The sequence below is a fragment of the Pseudomonas sp. Pc102 genome (assembly GCF_018408275.1).
GTDB classification, from domain to species: domain Bacteria; phylum Pseudomonadota; class Gammaproteobacteria; order Pseudomonadales; family Pseudomonadaceae; genus Metapseudomonas; species Metapseudomonas tohonis.
This window is the reverse complement of the sequence record NZ_AP021905.1, coordinates 4279753-4294494: the sequence shown is the minus strand read 5'-3', so window position 1 is coordinate 4294494 and position 14742 is coordinate 4279753. Positions and strand designations below refer to the sequence as shown.

Sequence of the window (14742 nt, the reverse complement as noted above, 5' to 3'; positions counted from 1 at the left end):
CAAGGCGGCGTTTCTGCCGGGAGGATGAAGAAGATGAGAGTTTGGGCGGTAGCCAATCAAAAGGGTGGTGTAGGCAAGACCACCTCGTCGATCGCACTGGCGGGCCTGCTGGCCGACGCCGGCAAGCGCGTGGTCGTGGTCGACCTCGACCCCCACGGTTCGATGACCAGTTACTTCGGGCATGACCCGGATACCCTGGAGCACAGCTGCTTCGACCTGTTCCTGCACCAGGGCAACGTGCCGGATGGCCTGCCGCGCCAATTGTTGCTGCAGACCAGCCACGAGCGCATTTCCCTGCTGCCTTCCAGTACCGCGCTGGCGACCCTGGAGCGCCAGTCCCCGGGGCAGAACGGCCTGGGCCTGGTGGTCGCCAAGAGCCTGGCGCAGCTGTGGCAGGAGTTCGACCACGCCATCATCGACAGCCCGCCGCTGCTGGGCGTGCTGATGGTCAACGCCCTGGCTGCCAGCCAGCAACTGGTGATCCCGGTGCAGACCGAGTTCCTCGCGGTGAAAGGCCTGGAGCGCATGGTCAGCACGCTGGCCATGATCAACCGCTCGCGCAAGCAGGCGCTGCCGTACACCATCGTCCCGACCCTGTTCGACCGCCGCACCCAGGCCTCCCTGAATACCCTGCGGGTGCTGCGCAACTCCTATCCCGAGCACCTGTGGCCGGCCTATATCCCGGTGGACACCCGCCTGCGCGATGCCAGCCGCGCCGGGGTCACGCCTTCGCAGTACGATTCCAACAGCCGTGGGGTGATCGCCTACCGTGCGCTGCTCAAGCATCTGCTCAGCCAGCAACTGGCCGCCCAGGTAGCCTGAAATGAGCGTCTATGCTGAATTGCATCCCTCAAGTCGCGCGGCCTTGCTGCCGATAGACTCTGGAGTCCACTCCTGCAGGTCCCATCAATGAGCCGTACCGTCGCCACCGCCACAAGGCCGCAGCTGGCCTTGCAGTCCTACCTCGATTCCCTGTTGCAGGAAGCGACGATCGAATTCGCCGACAGCATCACCCTGGACGAGTTCGAGGCAGCGGTGCTGGAAGAGCAGGTCCGCGATGCCCGCCTGATGACCGCCAAGCCGGTGATCGCGGCTGTGCCATCGCCTGCGCCCGTGGCGGCTCCTTCGGTGGTCGCCGCTGCGGTCGCGGCGCCGGCACCCGTTGCCAGGCCGGTGATCGAGGCCGCGCCGTTGCGTACGCTGGTCGCCGCGCCAACCGAGCTGCGTACCGAGGCCGTGCCCGCCGCCCCCGTGGCGCCGGCCGCTCCCGTCGCTCCCGTTGCCCGCCCCAGCCTGGTCGAGCCGGTTGCCGAGCTCAAGGCTGTCAACGCGCCGCTGCTCGACAGCGAGCCGATGTCCTTCGACGAGCGTCCGAGCTGGGCCGAAGAGCCGTTCGAGTGCCTGCTGTTCGACGTGGCCGGCCTCACGCTCGCGGTCCCGTTGGTCTGCCTGGGCTCCATCTACCCCCTGGCCGGCCAGGAGCTGACCCCGCTGTTCGGCCAGCCCGACTGGTTCCTCGGCATCCTGCCGAGCCAGGCCGGCAACCTGAAGGTACTCGACACCGCGCGCTGGGTCATGCCGGACCGGTACCGCGATGATTTCCGCGAAGGCTTGCAGTACGTTATCTCCGTCCAGGGCTACGAATGGGGCCTGGCCGTGCACCAGGTGAGCCGCTCCATCCGCCTGGACCCGAGCGAGATCAAGTGGCGCACCCAGCGCACCCAGCGTCCCTGGCTCGCCGGTACCGTGATCGAACACATGTGCGCGCTGCTGGACGTCTCCGCGCTGGCCGAACTCATCGCCAGCGGCGCCGTCAAGAAGATGTCGCTCAACTGAATGCCGGCGCCTCGCACGAGCGTGGCGCCCAGGTTTGTAAAAAAGCGGGCAGAACCCGCGAACGCCGCCCCGGGCGGTTCTAGAAGAGGCTAGGGAACATGAAGAAATCGTCAGGGCAAGGTTCCGAAGATCCCATCCTGCAATGGGTGACTTTCCGCCTGGACAACGAGACCTACGGCATCAACGTGATGCAGGTCCAGGAAGTGCTGCGCTACACCGAGATCGCGCCGGTCCCGGGTGCCCCGAGCTACGTGCTGGGCATCATCAACCTGCGCGGTAACGTCGTCACCGTGATTGACACCCGCCAGCGCTTCGGCCTGGATTCGGCCTCGGTCACCGACAACACCCGCATCGTCATCATCGAGGCGGACAAGCAGGTGGTGGGCATCCTCGTCGACAGCGTCGCCGAAGTGGTCTACCTGCGTCAGTCCGAGGTCGAGACCGCGCCCAACGTGGGCAACGAGGAATCGGCCAAGTTCATCCAGGGCGTCTGCAACAAGAACGGCGAACTGCTGATCCTGGTCGAGCTGGACAAGATGATGAGCGAAGAAGAGTGGTCGGAGCTGGAGAGCATCTGACGTGCTGATCGAGATCGCGCTGGCGGTCCTGGCGGTCGCCTGTGCAGCCCTCGCAGTCACCTGCGTGCGGCTGCAGAAAGGGCAGCGCCTGGCCGTCGAGGAGCAGGCCAGGCGGGACGCCGTGCGCGATCAGCGGATCAAGGAGCTCGCCCGGCGGCTCGACGCCTACCTCAGCGGCAGCATCCGCATGGGGGAGGAGTTGCACGAGCTGCGTCGGGTGGTGGCACCGCTGCCCGACAAGGTCAGCCAGATCGAGCAGCGCGATCCCAGCAGCCTGTCCTTCACCCAGGCCGCGCGGCTTGCCGGCATGGGCGCCAGCGTCGACGACCTCACCCATTCCTGCGGCCTTACCCAGGCCGAGGCCGAGCTGGTCAGCAAGCTGCAACTCGCCCGCAAGCAGAAGCAGGGCTGAGCCCCGCTAACTCCCTCCCGCTCTAACCACCCCATCCCCTCTGAACCAATAGTTCCAAGGCCTGCTCCGGTCGCTGCCTAAGCTCAAGGCTCGGGTACCGATTCCGCGAGGTCCGCCATGCGACTTCTGCCGCTCCTGCTGTTGTGCGTCCTGCCGTTGGCCTTGGCCGAGGAAGCGCCCCTGAGCGTCAAGGGGGCGACCACGGTGAATGTGCTCCAGGCCAAGCGGCTGTACGACTACGGCGCCCTGTTCATCGATGTGCGGCCTTTGGCGGAATGGAGCTGGGGCCATGTGCATGGCGCCGTGCACCTGGACCTGGCCGATCGCTTCGCCGGCCTGGCGATGCCCCACTGGCCCCGGCATGTGCCGCTGGTGATCTATTGCGACAGCGACGTCTGCCCCAGAGGCGCCTTGGCGGCGCAGCTCGCCGTGAGCTGGGGCTACAAGCAGGTGTTCTATTTCCGTGATGGCTACTTCGCCTGGCAGTTGCTCGACTTCCCGCTGGGCAAGGGCGTCGAGGGCGAGGTGCTGGCCTTCAGCCCTTAGGGCCGCCCAGCAACGGCACCGCTGGGGTGACGTCGCGCTCGCCATCGGCGACGAAGCCTGCCGGGCACTTGCCCTTGAGGTACCAGGCGAAGGCGATGATCTCGGCGATGGTGCGATAGAGCGCCTCGGGGATGGCCTCGCCCAACTCCATGCGCGCCAAGAGGCGCACCAGCTCGGCGTTCTCGTAGATCGGCACTTCGTACTCTCGCGCGATGGCAAGGATCGCTTCCGCCAGTTCGTCGTCGCCCTTGGCGGTCAGGCTGGGGGCGGTGGCGCCGTCGTAGGAGAGGGCGATGGCCTGGCGTGGCTGCTTGGCCTGGGTCATTGCGGTGTGCTCCGGCTGCGCGGGAAGGGCAGGGCGTTCATGCGGTCTCGTCCACCCAGCGCTGTTGCAGGTTGGTGCGCGGGCCTTGCGGCGGTATGCCCTGGCGGCAGGCCAGTTCGCTGACTTCGAGGCCGGCGGACACCAGGCGCTCACGCAGGTTGGGCAATTCACCATCGATCAGGCTCGCGGTGCGCGCACGCTCGGCCCAGAGCTGGCTGGAGATGGCGCCGCGTATCAGTTGCGCCTGCACCTGCAGCGGCCCCAGGGGCTCCATGTCGAAGGCCAGCTCGATGCGCCACAGGGTCTCCTTCTGTTCTTCCTTGCGCTTCTGCGGGGTCTGCTCCTGCTGCACCTTCACCTGCAGGGGCACGATGTCCTGGTTGTTGCGCATGGGCAGTTCCAGCTGCCAGGTGGTGAGCAGGTTGCCCTCGGGGGTCATCTGCGACTGGGCGAGGCTCGACAACTGGTGGGTCTGCAGGCGCGAGACTGCGGCCGCCGCCATTTTCAGCAGCAGCTCAAGGTCGCCTTCGCCCTCGGCCTGCTGCGCCAGGCGCGAGGGCAGGGGGAAGCTCAGGGCCTGTTGCCGGGCGCTGGCCTGGCCCAGGGAGCCCAGGGCGCTGCGGATGAAGGCCGGCAGGGCCTGGGCCATGGCGTTGCTGGCGCCGGCGGTGGGCAGCGCGGCCGGGCCGTTGGGCAGATTGGGCAGCAGTTGGGCGATCAGGCGCAGCAGGTTGCCCTTGATGTCCTGGCCCAGGGCTGCCCCATGGCCGGCCAGCAGGCGCGCCTCCAGCAGGGCGCCGCTGTTCTCCATGGCCTTGGCCAGCAGCTTGGCGTCACTGAGCTGGGAGACGTCGGGCAGGCTCGCCAGCAGGCGGTCGACGGTGCCGCGCAGGTTGGTCGGGAGCTCGTCGCCCATGCCCTTGAGTGCCTGCACCAGGCCCTCCAGCGAACCCTGGCGGCTCTGCTGGGTCGCGAGCTGCTGGGTGAGGGCGAGCTGGTCGAGCTGGGCGGACAGGGGCAGGAACTGCAGGGACTGGCTGCTCTGCACCTGGGCGCTGAGCAGGCTGCCGAGGGGCAGCGGCAGCGGGCCTTCCACCGCCATCTGGCGACCGGCCAGCGGTGTGTTGATCAGGTTGATCAGGGAGCGGTAGACGGTGCTGCGGGCCTCGGCCAGTTGCTCGCTGGAGACCACCTTGCCCTGTACCAGGGTGCCCACCGGCAACTGGTCCAGATCGATGCTGTCCAGTACGGCGGTGCCGCCGGGCTGTAGGGCCACCATCAGTCGGGTTTCCGAGACGGCGGTGACGTTGAGCAGGCTGCCCTGGGCCAGGGGGCGGTTGCTGCTGGCTTCCACCGTGGCCTGCTGGCCACCGTTCAGGGTGAGCTTGAGCAGCACCTGGAAACTGTTCTGTGCGTTTTCCTTGACGCTGACCACTTCGGCGTCCGCGCTGTCACCCGCTGCGAGCAGCCCGCCGATCGGCTGCAGCAGCTTCACGGCGGCTTCCGCAATCGTCTGCACGGGGCGGCTGGCCGCCGGGGTGGCACTGATGGGGCGCGAGGAACTGATCTCGGTCATCAAGGGTAACAACCTGTTGAAAAGCCCCCTTCGGGGGCCGTGGTGGACATGTATAATGCCGCCCCGTCCGGGCCGGGCGCCGAACTCGCGCACCTGAGTATAGCGGCCGACACCTCAATGACTTGAGTTCCCCCAGGGTATCCGTTGCCGTGACCAGTCCTTATCTCGAGACCCACGACCTCGCCTGCGAGCGCGACTGGCGGATGCTGTTCGAGCGGCTCGACCTGCGCCTGGGCCACGGCGAGATGCTGCAGGTCGCCGGCCCCAACGGCAGTGGCAAGACCAGCCTGTTGCGCCTGCTCTGCGGGCTCATGCAGCCGACCGCCGGCGAGGTGCGCCTGAAAGGCGTGGCCCTCGCCGGGCAGCGCGGCGAACTCGCCCGCGAACTGCTGTGGATCGGCCACGCCGCCGGCATCAAGGGCCTGCTCAGCCCCGAGGAGAACCTCGCCTGGCTCTGCGCCCTGCACCAGCCGGCCAGTCGCGATGCCATCTGGCAGGCGCTGGAGGCGGTGGGCCTGCGCGGCTTCGAAGACGTTCCCTGCCATACCCTGTCCGCCGGCCAGCAGCGCCGCGTGGCCCTGGCGCGCCTGTACCTCGACGCGCCACCGCTGTGGATCCTCGACGAACCCTTCACCGCCCTCGACAAGCAGGGCGTGGCGCAACTTGAGGAACACCTGGCCCAGCATTGCGATGCGGGCGGCCTGGTGGTCTTCACCACCCACCACAGCATGGCCCGTGTCCCCGCCGGCTACCGCGAACTCGACCTCGGACGGCGCGCCGCATGATCCGTGTATTCGGCCTGGTGGTCGCCCGCGAAGCGCGCCTGCTGTTCCGCCGACCGGCGGAGCTGGCCAACCCCCTGGTGTTCTTCGCTATCGTCATCGCCTTGTTCCCCCTGGCCGTCGGACCGGAGACGCAATTGTTGCAAAGCCTTTCTCCGGGGCTGGTCTGGGTGGCGGCCCTGTTGGCCGTCCTGCTCTCGCTGGACGGGCTTTTCCGCAGTGATTTCGAGGATGGATCGCTGGAACAGTGGGTCGTTTCGCCGCACCCCCTGCCGCTTCTGGTTTTGGCCAAGGTACTGGCACACTGGCTTTTTTCCGGGCTGGCACTGGTGCTGCTGGCGCCCTTGCTGGCGCTGATGCTGGGCCTGCCTGCGCGCTGTTTGCCGGTGCTGCTCGGTTCGTTGCTGTTGGGTACGCCGGTGCTGAGCCTGCTCGGCGCGGTCGGCGCTGCCCTGACCGTTGGTCTCAAGCGCGGCGGGCTGTTGCTGGCGCTGTTGATCCTGCCCCTGTACATCCCGGTGCTGATCCTTGGCAGCGGGGCGCTACAGGCGGCCCTGCAAGGACTGCCGGCGGTGGGCCACCTGTTGTGGCTGGCCTGCCTCACCGCCCTGGCGGTGACCCTGACTCCCTTTGCCATAGCCGCCGGCCTGACCATCAGCGTCGGCGAATAAGAAACAGAGTTGCCTGACCATGAGAAAGCTGTTGAAAAACCTAGCGAGCGCAGCCGAGACAAGGCGAAAGCAGGCGAGGGCGCTGAGCTTAGTCGCCCTGAATGAGCAGCCCGAGCCTGCTTTCAACGCAGTAACGGCAAGCGCAGTAGTTTTGAGGCAGCCTTCATGAACTGGACCTGGTTCCACAAGCTGGGCTCGCCCAAATGGTTCTACGAGATCAGCGGTCGCTGGCTGCCCTGGTTCGCCTGGGCTGCGGGCATCCTGATCCTCGTCGGCCTGGTCTGGGGCCTGGCCTTCGCGCCGCCGGACTACCAGCAGGGCAACAGCTTCCGCATCATCTACATCCACGTGCCGGCCGCCTTCCTGGCGCAGTCCTGCTACGTGATGCTGGCGGTGTGCGGCGTGGTCGGCCTGGTGTGGAAGATGAAGCTCGCCGACGTCGCCCTGCAGGCCGCCGCGCCCATCGGCGCCTGGATGACCGCCATCGCGCTGCTCACCGGGGCCATCTGGGGCCGCCCGACATGGGGCGCATGGTGGGTGTGGGATGCCCGACTGACGTCGATGCTCATCCTCCTTTTCCTCTACTTCGGTGTCATTGCCCTGGGCCAGGCGATCAGCAATCGTGACAGCGCCGCCAAGGCCTGCGCGGTGCTGGCCATCGTCGGCGTGATCAACATCCCGATCATCAAGTACTCGGTGGAGTGGTGGAACACCCTGCACCAGCCGGCCACCTTCACCGTCACCGAGAAACCGGCCATGCCTGCCGAGATGTGGGTGCCGCTGCTGATCATGGTGCTGGGCTTCTACTGCTTCTTCGCCGCCGTGCTGATGGTGCGCATGCGCCTGGACGTGTTGCGCCGCGAGGCGCGGGCCAGCTGGGTCAAGGCCGAAGTGAAGGCGCTGGTGGAGAAGGCATCGTGAATTTCGCAACGTTCGGCGAGTTCCTCGCCATGGGCCATCACGGCCTCTATGTCTGGACCGCCTACGGCATCAGCCTGGCGATCCTGATCCTCAACGTCGCGCTGCCGCTGATGGCGCGCCGTCGCTACCTGCAAGACGAGGCGCGCCGTTTGCGCCGGGAGGAGTCGAAGTGAATCCGGTCCGCAAGAAGCGCCTGTTCATCATCCTGGCCATCCTGGCCGGTGTGGGAATCGCCGTGGCGCTGGCGTTGTCGGCGTTGCAACAGAACATCAACCTGTTCTACACCCCCACGCAGATCGCCAACGGCGAAGCGCCGAAGGACACCCGCATCCGCGCGGGCGGCATGGTGCGTGATGGCTCGGTGCGGCGCTCGCAGGATTCGCTCGAGGTGCAGTTCGTGGTCACCGACTTCGCCAAGGACGTGACCATCCGCTACCACGGCATCCTCCCCGACCTGTTCCGCGAAGGGCAGGGCATCGTCGCCCTGGGCAAGCTCGACGCCGATGGCGTGCTGGTGGCCGATGAAGTGCTGGCCAAGCACGACGAGAAGTACATGCCGCCGGAAGTGACCAAGGCGTTGAAAGAAAGCGGCCAGATGGCCCCTGCGAAGAAAGAGGGCTGATTCCATGATTCCCGAACTCGGCCACCTGGCCCTGATCCTCGCCCTGTGCATGGCCGCCGTGCAGGCGACCCTGCCGCTGATCGGCGCCTGGCGCGGTGATCGCCAGTGGATGAGCCTGGCCCAGCCCGCCGCCTGGGGGCAGTTCGCCTTCCTGGCGTTCGCCTTCGGCTGCCTCACCTACGCCTTCATGGTCGACGACTTCTCCGTCTCCTACGTCGCCAGCAACTCCAACAGCGCGCTGCCCTGGTACTACAAGTTCAGTGCCGTGTGGGGCGCCCACGAGGGCTCGCTGCTGCTCTGGGCGCTGATCCTCGGCGGCTGGACCTTCGCCGTGTCGGTGTTCTCCCGGCAGTTGCCGGAGGTGATGCTGGCCCGCGTGCTCGCGGTGATGGGCATGATCAGCATCGGCTTCCTGTCGTTCCTGATCATCACCTCCAACCCCTTCAACCGCCTGCTGCCGAACATGCCGGCCGACGGCAACGACCTCAACCCGCTGCTGCAGGACTTCGGCCTGATCGTCCACCCGCCGATGCTCTACATGGGCTACGTGGGCTTCTCGGTCGCCTTCGCCTTCGCCATCGCCGCACTGCTCGGCGGCCGCCTCGACGCCGCCTGGGCGCGCTGGTCGCGCCCGTGGACCATCATCGCCTGGGCCTTCCTCAGCGTCGGTATCGTGCTCGGCTCCTGGTGGGCCTACTACGAGCTCGGCTGGGGCGGCTGGTGGTTCTGGGACCCGGTGGAAAACGCCTCCTTCATGCCCTGGCTGGTGGGCACCGCGCTGATCCACTCCCTCGCGGTGACCGAGAAGCGCGGCGTGTTCAAGAGCTGGACGGTGCTGCTGGCCATCGCGGCCTTCTCCCTCAGCCTGCTGGGTACCTTCCTGGTCCGTTCCGGCGTGCTGACCTCCGTGCACGCCTTCGCCTCGGACCCGGAGCGCGGCGTGTTCATCCTGATCTTCCTGCTGATGGTGGTGGGCGGCTCGCTGGCCCTGTTCGCCGTCCGCGCGCCGGTGGTCAAGAGCCAGGTGGGCTTCGCCCTGTGGTCCCGCGAAACCCTGCTGCTGGTGAACAACCTGGTGCTGGTGGTGGCCGCCTCGATGATCCTCCTCGGCACCCTCTACCCCCTGGTGCTGGACGCCATCTCCGGCGCCAAGCTGTCGGTGGGCCCGCCGTACTTCAACGCCCTGTTCGTGCCGCTGATGGCGCTGCTGATGGTGGTCATGGCGGTCGGCGTGCTGGTGCGCTGGAAAGACACCCCGATGAAGTGGCTGCTGGGCATGCTCGGGCCGGTGCTGATCGGCAGCCTGGTGCTCGGCATGCTCGGCGCGTTCATCTATGGCGACTTCCACTGGGCGGTGCTGGCGGTGTTCGCCCTGGCCGCCTGGGTGGTATTGGCCGGCGTGCGCGACCTGCTCGACAAGACCCGCCACAAGGGCCTGATCAAGGGCGCCCGCAGCCTGACCCGCAGCTACTGGGGCATGCAACTGGCCCACGCCGGTATCGCCGTGTGCGCCCTGGGCGTGGTGCTTTCCAGCCAGTACAGCGCCGAGCGCGACCTGCGCCTCGCTCCGGGCGAGTCCGCGGAACTGGGTGGTTATCGCTTCGTGTTCGAGGGCGCCGCCCACCACGAGGGCCCCAACTTCACCTCCGACAAGGGCACCGTGCGCGTGCTCGACGGCGACCGCGAGATTTCCGTTCTGCACCCGGAGAAGCGCCTGTACACCGTGCAGCAATCGATGATGACCGAGGCGGGCATCGATGCAGGCCTGACCCGCGACCTCTACGTGGCCCTGGGCGAACCCCTGGGCGACGGCGCCTGGGCCGTGCGCGTGCACGTCAAGCCCTTCGTCCGCTGGATCTGGCTCGGCGGCCTGCTGATGGGGCTGGGGGGCGTGCTGGCAGCGTTCGACCCGCGCTACCGGGTCAAGGTGAAGACCCGCGTGCGTGACGCACTGGGCATGGCTGGAGCGCAAGCATGAAGCGCCTGATCCTGTTGCTGCCCCTGGTGATCTTCCTGGGTGTGGCGGTATTCCTCTATCGCGGCCTGTTCCTCGACCCGGCCGAGCTGCCTTCGGCGCTGATCGGCAAGCCCTTCCCGGCCTTCTCCCTGCCGTCCGTGGACGGCTCGCGCCCCCTCAGCGAGGCCGACCTCAAGGGCAAGCCGGCGCTGGTCAACGTCTGGGGCACCTGGTGCATCTCCTGCCGGGTCGAGCACCCGGTGCTGAACAAGCTGTCGCAGATGGGCGTGGTCATCCACGGCGTCAACTACAAGGACGACAACGCCGCCGCGCTGAAATGGCTGAAGGAGTTCCACAACCCCTACCAGCTGGACATCCGTGACGAGCAGGGCAGCCTCGGGCTGGACCTGGGCGTCTACGGTGCCCCCGAGACCTTCCTGATCGACAAGGACGGCATCATCCGCCACAAGTTCGTCGGCGTGATCGACGAAGTCGTCTGGCGCGAGCAGCTGGCGCCGCTGTACCAGGCCCTGGTCGACGAGGCCGGGCAATGAAGCGCCTGCTCGCCACCCTGGCTCTCGGCCTCGCCCTCACCGGCGTCGCCCGCGCGGCCATCGACACCTACGAGTTCAAGGACGAGGCCGAGCGCGAGCGTTTCCGCGTGCTCACCGAGGAACTGCGCTGCCCCAAGTGCCAGAACCAGAACATCGCCGACTCCAACGCCCCCATCGCCACCGACCTGCGCCGCGAGATCTTCCGCATGCTGGAAGAGGGCAAGGGCGACGACGAGATCGTCGACTACCTGGTCGCCCGCTACGGCGACTTCGTGCGCTACAAGCCGCCGGTCAACGGCCGCACCCTGCTGCTCTGGTACGGCCCGGCGGGCCTGCTGGTGGGCGGCCTGCTGGTGCTCGGGGTGATCGTGCTGCGCCGCCGTCGTGTCGAGAACGCCCCCGGCGACGCACTGCTTTCCAGCGATGAGCGCGCCCGCCTGGATGCGCTGCTCAACCAAGAGACTCAGGACAAGAACCACTGATGATCGATTTCTGGCTCGCCGCCGGCCTGCTCCTGCTGGTCGCCCTCGCATTCCTGCTGATCCCCGTGTTGCGTGGCCGCAAGGCCCAGGCCGAAGAGGATCGCACCGCTCTCAACGTCGCCCTGTACCAGGAGCGCCTGGCCGAACTCCAGGGCCAGCGCTCCGCCGGCACCCTCACCGAGGAGCAGCTCGAGGCCGGCCGTGCCGAAGCCGCGCGTGAGCTGCTGGCCGACACCGAGGGCGCCGACACCGGTCGCAGCTCGCGCCTGGGCAAGGCCTTGCCGCTCGCGGCCGCGCTGGCCGTGCCGCTGCTGGGCATCGGCCTGTACCTGCATTGGGGCGCCAGCGACAAGGTCGAGCTGGCCCGTGAGATGCGCGAGCAGCCGCGCACCATCGAAGAGATGACCGCGCGCCTGGAGAAGGTCGTGCAGGCGCAGCCGGATTCCGCCGAAGGCTGGTATTTCCTCGGCCGTGCCTACATGGCCCAGGAGCGTGCCGGCGATGCCGCCAGGGCCTACGAGCGCGCCGTGCAGGTCGCCGGCCGCCAGCCCGAGCTGCTGGGGCAGTGGGCCCAGGCGTTGTATTTCGCCAGCCAGAAGCGCTTCACCCCCGAGGTGCAGGCGCTGACCGAAGAGGCCTTGAAGGCCGATGCCAACGAAGTCACCAGCCTTGGCCTGCTGGGCATCGCCGGCTTCGAGGAAGGCCGCTTCAAGGACGCCATCGGCTACTGGGAGCGCCTGATCGCGGTGTTGCCGCAGGACGATCCGTCCCGCGGCGCCCTGCAGGGCGGCATCGAGCGTGCCCGCGAGAAGCTCGCCGAGAGCGGTGAAACGCTGCCGGAGCGCGATACCGTCACCAAGTCCATGCCGCAGCTGAAGGTCCGTGTCGACCTGGCCGCCGCGCTCAAGGACAAGGTGCAGCCGGGGGATGCGGTGTTCATCTTCGCCCGCGCCGCCGAAGGCCCGCCCATGCCGCTGGCCGTCAAGCGCCTGACGGTGAAGGACCTGCCGGCCGAGGTGGTGCTCAGCGACGCCGATGCGATGATGCCGCAGCTGAAGATCTCCAACTTCGCCCAGGTGCAGCTGGTGGCGCGCATCTCCCGCGAGGGCAATGCCAAGGCAGGCGAATGGATCGGACGCAGCCCGGCGTTGTCTAGTGCTGTGCAGGAGCAGCAGCGCCTGACCATCGACAGCCCGGACCAGCCCTGATCCATCGACCCGAGAGCACGCAGCCATGAATTCGACCCTTCGACTTTCCCTTGCCTGCCTGCTCCTCGGTCTCGCCGGCTGCTCCTTGCAGCCGCCGGCGCCCGAGCACGGCGGCGGGCCTGCCGCGCCGCAACAGCTGCCGCCGCCCGGCCAGCAGAACCGCCCGCCAGTGACGCCGTCCCAGCCGCTGCCGCCCAAGGTCACGCGCATGAAGAGCCACCCGCGCTACGCGCCGCCGCCCGGTGTTGCCTGCTACTGGGACACCGCGCTCGAGGTGTACGTACTCGAGGGCGAGCAGGACCTCTACTACCGCGAGCGCACCTACTACCACTGGGACCAGGGCTGGCACTGGTCCAACAGCCCCAACGGCCCCTGGCAGCCCACCGATTCCAGCGGCGTGCCCGCCGGCCTCGGGCGCCGCCATCCCTGAGCCCGGTCGCGCGTCCTGACGCGCGGTCATGCCGTTCCGACCACCGTCACCACGGCGCGTGGACAGCCTGGCAGCCCTTGTGTACTGTGCTGGCGTTCTGCCATTTGGAGCACAAGGATGTTCGCTCGCATCGCCCTGGCCTTTCTGGCCATGCTCATCGCCCAGCCGGTTCTCGCCCAGGTCTACCAGTGGCGCGACGAACAGGGGAAGGTGCATTTCACCGATACCCCGCCACCGGAAAGCCGCAATGTCACCGAGCAGAAGCTTCAGGTGAACACCATCCAGGGCCTGGACGACTCCGAGCTCCAGCGCACCTCCTCGCGCAGCACCCTGTTCGAGGACGACGAGGAAGAGCTGAACCCCGGGCAACTGCACCAGAAAGGCATGGTGCAATGTGCCGCCGCCATCCGCCGCATGCCGTCGCTGATCACCGAGACGCAGAAGATCGGTCGCGAGGCCGTGCGCCAGAAGCGCGCGACCCAGGCGCAGCTGGACGACGCGATGTACAAGATGGACACGGCCTACAAGGAGATGAAACGCAACGAGAAGGCCTGCGCGAGCGACTACGCCAAGGGGGGCACGGCGCGCCTGGCGGTCAACTGCCTGGCCGATACCGATGACGTGATGAGCTTCGGCCTGTGCATGAAGTTCGGCGAATGGGCCAGCACCTTCGGGCAGTGAGGCTGGCGGTTCCGGCCTGATCCACAAAGAAGAACGGCGACCCGAGGGTCGCCGTTTTCGTGTCTGCCGCCCGGCTTACTGGCCGGTGTAGACCTGGTCGAAGACGCCACCGTCGTTGAAGTGGGTCTTCTGCACGTCACGCCAGTCGCCGAAGGTCTTCTCCACGGAGAGGAATTCGACCTTGGGGAAGCGGTCGGCGAACTTGGCGAGGATCTCCGGGTTGCGCGGGCGCAGGTAGTTGTTGGCGGCGATGGTCTGGCCCTCGTCGCTCCACAGGTACTTCAGGTACGCCTCGGCGGCCTCACGGGTGCCTTTCTTGTCGACCACCTTGTCGACCACGGCCACCGGCGGCTCGGCTTCGGCGGAGACGCTCGGGTAGACCACCTCGAAGCCGCCACGGCCGAATTCGCGGGCGATCATCTCGGCTTCGTTCTCGAAGGTCACCAGTACGTCGCCGATCTGGTTCTGGATGAAGGTGGTGGTGGCGGCGCGGCCACCGGTATCGAGCACCGGCGCCTGCTTGAACAGCTTGCCGACGAACTCCTTGGCCTTGTTCTCGTCACCACCGTTCTTCAGCACGTAGCCCCAGGCGGAGAGGTAGGTGTAGCGACCGTTGCCGGAGGTCTTGGGGTTGGGCACCACCACCTGAACGTCGTCCTTGAGCAGGTCCGGCCAGTCCTTCAGACCCTTGGGGTTGCCCTTGCGCACGATGAACACGGTGGCGGAGGTGAAGGGGGCGCTGTTGTTCGGCAGGCGCTCGGCCCAGTTCTGCGGCACCAGGCCGCCGTTGTCGGCCAGGGCGTTGATGTCGGTGGCCTGGTTCATGGTGATGACGTCGGCGGGCAGCCCGTCGATCACGGCACGGGCCTGCTTGCTGGAGCCGCCGTGGGACATCTGCAGGGTGATGTTCTCGCCTTTCTCCTGCTGCCAGTGCTTCTGGAAGGCGGCGTTGTAGTCCTTGTAGAAGTCGCGCATCACGTCATAGGAGACGTTGAGCAGGGTAGGGGCGGCCTGGGCCGCGCTGGCCAGTGCCAGGCCCGCTGCCAGCAGCGAAGCGGAGAACAGACGTTTCACGGATCGTTCCTTCTAGGGGGTGAGAGCAAGGGAATATAGCGGTGTGCCATATATTCTTTTAAATACTGAAAACGAATTTGCTTATTC

Annotated in this window: 19 protein-coding genes; 16 read left to right on the top strand and 3 right to left on the bottom strand. The window is 67.2% G+C overall.

Annotation, left to right across the window (positions count from 1 at the left end; translation table 11 throughout):
• The first annotated feature begins 33 nt into the window (after positions 1–33).
• The 5 genes from PHLH3_RS19540 (at position 34) to PHLH3_RS19520 (ending at position 3372) form a co-directional block, all read left to right on the top strand.
• Positions 34–822 carry a ParA family protein gene (locus PHLH3_RS19540; RefSeq protein ID WP_111260938.1) on the top strand — a complete coding sequence of 263 codons (789 nt, stop codon included), beginning with the start codon at positions 34–36 and terminating at the stop codon, positions 820–822.
• A gap of 87 nt (positions 823–909) precedes the next feature.
• Positions 910–1836 (top strand): CheW domain-containing protein, encoded by a 927-nt coding sequence (locus PHLH3_RS19535; RefSeq protein WP_213625448.1) that lies wholly within the window; start codon positions 910–912, stop codon positions 1834–1836.
• Between the two features lie 98 nt (positions 1837–1934).
• Positions 1935–2414 carry a chemotaxis protein CheW gene (locus PHLH3_RS19530; RefSeq protein WP_021220567.1) on the top strand — a complete coding sequence of 160 codons (480 nt, stop codon included), beginning with the start codon at positions 1935–1937 and terminating at the stop codon, positions 2412–2414.
• Between the two features lie 4 nt (positions 2415–2418).
• Positions 2419–2826 (top strand): DUF2802 domain-containing protein, encoded by a 408-nt coding sequence (locus tag PHLH3_RS19525; RefSeq protein ID WP_213630627.1) that lies wholly within the window; start codon positions 2419–2421, stop codon positions 2824–2826.
• 117 nt (positions 2827–2943) lie between these two features.
• Positions 2944–3372, top strand: a complete 429-nt coding sequence (locus PHLH3_RS19520; protein ID WP_213625447.1) for a rhodanese-like domain-containing protein — start codon at positions 2944–2946, stop codon at positions 3370–3372.
• Here the strand turns inward: PHLH3_RS19520 and PHLH3_RS19515 are convergent.
• Entirely contained in the window at positions 3362–3697 is a 336-nt protein-coding gene (locus tag PHLH3_RS19515) for an EscU/YscU/HrcU family type III secretion system export apparatus switch protein (protein WP_213625446.1), read from the bottom strand. The two genes, PHLH3_RS19520 and PHLH3_RS19515, sit on opposite strands and share 11 nt — an antisense overlap.
• A 37-nt stretch (positions 3698–3734) precedes the next feature.
• Positions 3735–5273 (bottom strand): flagellar hook-length control protein FliK, encoded by a 1539-nt coding sequence (locus tag PHLH3_RS19510; RefSeq protein WP_213625445.1) that lies wholly within the window; start codon positions 5271–5273, stop codon positions 3735–3737.
• A 149-nt stretch (positions 5274–5422) separates the two neighbouring features.
• On the opposite strand from PHLH3_RS19510, the gene ccmA reads away from it, so the two are divergent.
• The 11 genes from ccmA (at position 5423) to PHLH3_RS19455 (ending at position 13581) form a co-directional block, all read left to right on the top strand.
• Entirely contained in the window at positions 5423–6058 is a 636-nt protein-coding gene (gene ccmA, locus PHLH3_RS19505; RefSeq protein ID WP_213625444.1) for a cytochrome c biogenesis heme-transporting ATPase CcmA, read from the top strand.
• Positions 6055–6726, top strand: coding sequence for a heme exporter protein CcmB (gene ccmB, locus PHLH3_RS19500; protein ID WP_173177826.1), 672 nt, complete (start codon positions 6055–6057; stop codon positions 6724–6726). Before ccmA ends, ccmB begins: the two co-directional genes overlap by 4 nt.
• A gap of 165 nt (positions 6727–6891) precedes the next feature.
• Positions 6892–7647 carry a heme ABC transporter permease gene (locus PHLH3_RS19495; RefSeq protein ID WP_173177828.1) on the top strand — a complete coding sequence of 252 codons (756 nt, stop codon included), beginning with the start codon at positions 6892–6894 and terminating at the stop codon, positions 7645–7647.
• On the top strand, positions 7644–7820 hold the full coding sequence (gene ccmD, locus PHLH3_RS19490; RefSeq protein ID WP_111260860.1) for a heme exporter protein CcmD: 177 nt from the start codon (positions 7644–7646) through the stop codon (positions 7818–7820). Before PHLH3_RS19495 ends, ccmD begins: the two co-directional genes overlap by 4 nt.
• Entirely contained in the window at positions 7817–8269 is a 453-nt protein-coding gene (ccmE, locus tag PHLH3_RS19485; protein WP_213625443.1) for a cytochrome c maturation protein CcmE, read from the top strand. The genes ccmD and ccmE overlap by 4 nt, the downstream gene beginning before the upstream one ends.
• A 4-nt stretch (positions 8270–8273) precedes the next feature.
• Positions 8274–10247, top strand: a complete 1974-nt coding sequence (locus PHLH3_RS19480; protein ID WP_213625442.1) for a heme lyase CcmF/NrfE family subunit — start codon at positions 8274–8276, stop codon at positions 10245–10247.
• Positions 10244–10780, top strand: coding sequence for a DsbE family thiol:disulfide interchange protein (locus PHLH3_RS19475; protein WP_213625441.1), 537 nt, complete (start codon positions 10244–10246; stop codon positions 10778–10780). The genes PHLH3_RS19480 and PHLH3_RS19475 overlap by 4 nt, the downstream gene beginning before the upstream one ends.
• Positions 10777–11262, top strand: coding sequence for a cytochrome c-type biogenesis protein (locus PHLH3_RS19470; protein WP_111260856.1), 486 nt, complete (start codon positions 10777–10779; stop codon positions 11260–11262). Before PHLH3_RS19475 ends, PHLH3_RS19470 begins: the two co-directional genes overlap by 4 nt.
• Positions 11262–12470: a c-type cytochrome biogenesis protein CcmI gene (ccmI, locus tag PHLH3_RS19465; protein WP_213625440.1), complete on the top strand. Its 1209-nt coding sequence runs from the start codon at positions 11262–11264 to the stop codon at positions 12468–12470. The genes PHLH3_RS19470 and ccmI overlap by 1 nt, the downstream gene beginning before the upstream one ends.
• Before the next feature lie 25 nt (positions 12471–12495).
• Positions 12496–12900, top strand: a complete 405-nt coding sequence (locus PHLH3_RS19460) for a hypothetical protein (protein WP_213625439.1) — start codon at positions 12496–12498, stop codon at positions 12898–12900.
• 117 nt (positions 12901–13017) lie between these two features.
• Positions 13018–13581: a DUF4124 domain-containing protein gene (locus PHLH3_RS19455; protein WP_213625438.1), complete on the top strand. Its 564-nt coding sequence runs from the start codon at positions 13018–13020 to the stop codon at positions 13579–13581.
• 75 nt (positions 13582–13656) lie between these two features.
• On the opposite strand, the gene PHLH3_RS19450 is transcribed toward PHLH3_RS19455, so the two are convergent.
• Positions 13657–14655 carry a sulfate ABC transporter substrate-binding protein gene (locus PHLH3_RS19450; RefSeq protein WP_213625437.1) on the bottom strand — a complete coding sequence of 333 codons (999 nt, stop codon included), beginning with the start codon at positions 14653–14655 and terminating at the stop codon, positions 13657–13659.
• Between the last annotated feature and the right edge of the window lie 87 nt (positions 14656–14742).

Excerpts from the sequence above, each read along its gene's own strand:
- PHLH3_RS19540 (WP_111260938.1), top strand. The coding sequence starts at position 34 with ATGAGAGTTTGGGCGGTAGCCAATCAAAAGGGTGGTGTAGGCAAGACC.
- PHLH3_RS19535 (WP_213625448.1), top strand. The coding sequence starts at position 910 with ATGAGCCGTACCGTCGCCACCGCCACAAGGCCGCAGCTGGCCTTGCAG.
- PHLH3_RS19530 (WP_021220567.1), top strand. The coding sequence starts at position 1,935 with ATGAAGAAATCGTCAGGGCAAGGTTCCGAAGATCCCATCCTGCAATGG.
- PHLH3_RS19520 (WP_213625447.1), top strand. The coding sequence starts at position 2,944 with ATGCGACTTCTGCCGCTCCTGCTGTTGTGCGTCCTGCCGTTGGCCTTG.
- PHLH3_RS19515 (WP_213625446.1), bottom strand. The coding sequence starts at position 3,697 with ATGACCCAGGCCAAGCAGCCACGCCAGGCCATCGCCCTCTCCTACGAC.
- PHLH3_RS19510 (WP_213625445.1), bottom strand. The coding sequence starts at position 5,273 with ATGACCGAGATCAGTTCCTCGCGCCCCATCAGTGCCACCCCGGCGGCC.
- ccmB (WP_173177826.1), top strand. The coding sequence starts at position 6,055 with ATGATCCGTGTATTCGGCCTGGTGGTCGCCCGCGAAGCGCGCCTGCTG.
- PHLH3_RS19495 (WP_173177828.1), top strand. The coding sequence starts at position 6,892 with ATGAACTGGACCTGGTTCCACAAGCTGGGCTCGCCCAAATGGTTCTAC.
- PHLH3_RS19480 (WP_213625442.1), top strand. The coding sequence starts at position 8,274 with ATGATTCCCGAACTCGGCCACCTGGCCCTGATCCTCGCCCTGTGCATG.
- PHLH3_RS19475 (WP_213625441.1), top strand. The coding sequence starts at position 10,244 with ATGAAGCGCCTGATCCTGTTGCTGCCCCTGGTGATCTTCCTGGGTGTG.
- PHLH3_RS19470 (WP_111260856.1), top strand. The coding sequence starts at position 10,777 with ATGAAGCGCCTGCTCGCCACCCTGGCTCTCGGCCTCGCCCTCACCGGC.
- ccmI (WP_213625440.1), top strand. The coding sequence starts at position 11,262 with ATGATCGATTTCTGGCTCGCCGCCGGCCTGCTCCTGCTGGTCGCCCTC.
- PHLH3_RS19460 (WP_213625439.1), top strand. The coding sequence starts at position 12,496 with ATGAATTCGACCCTTCGACTTTCCCTTGCCTGCCTGCTCCTCGGTCTC.
- PHLH3_RS19455 (WP_213625438.1), top strand. The coding sequence starts at position 13,018 with ATGTTCGCTCGCATCGCCCTGGCCTTTCTGGCCATGCTCATCGCCCAG.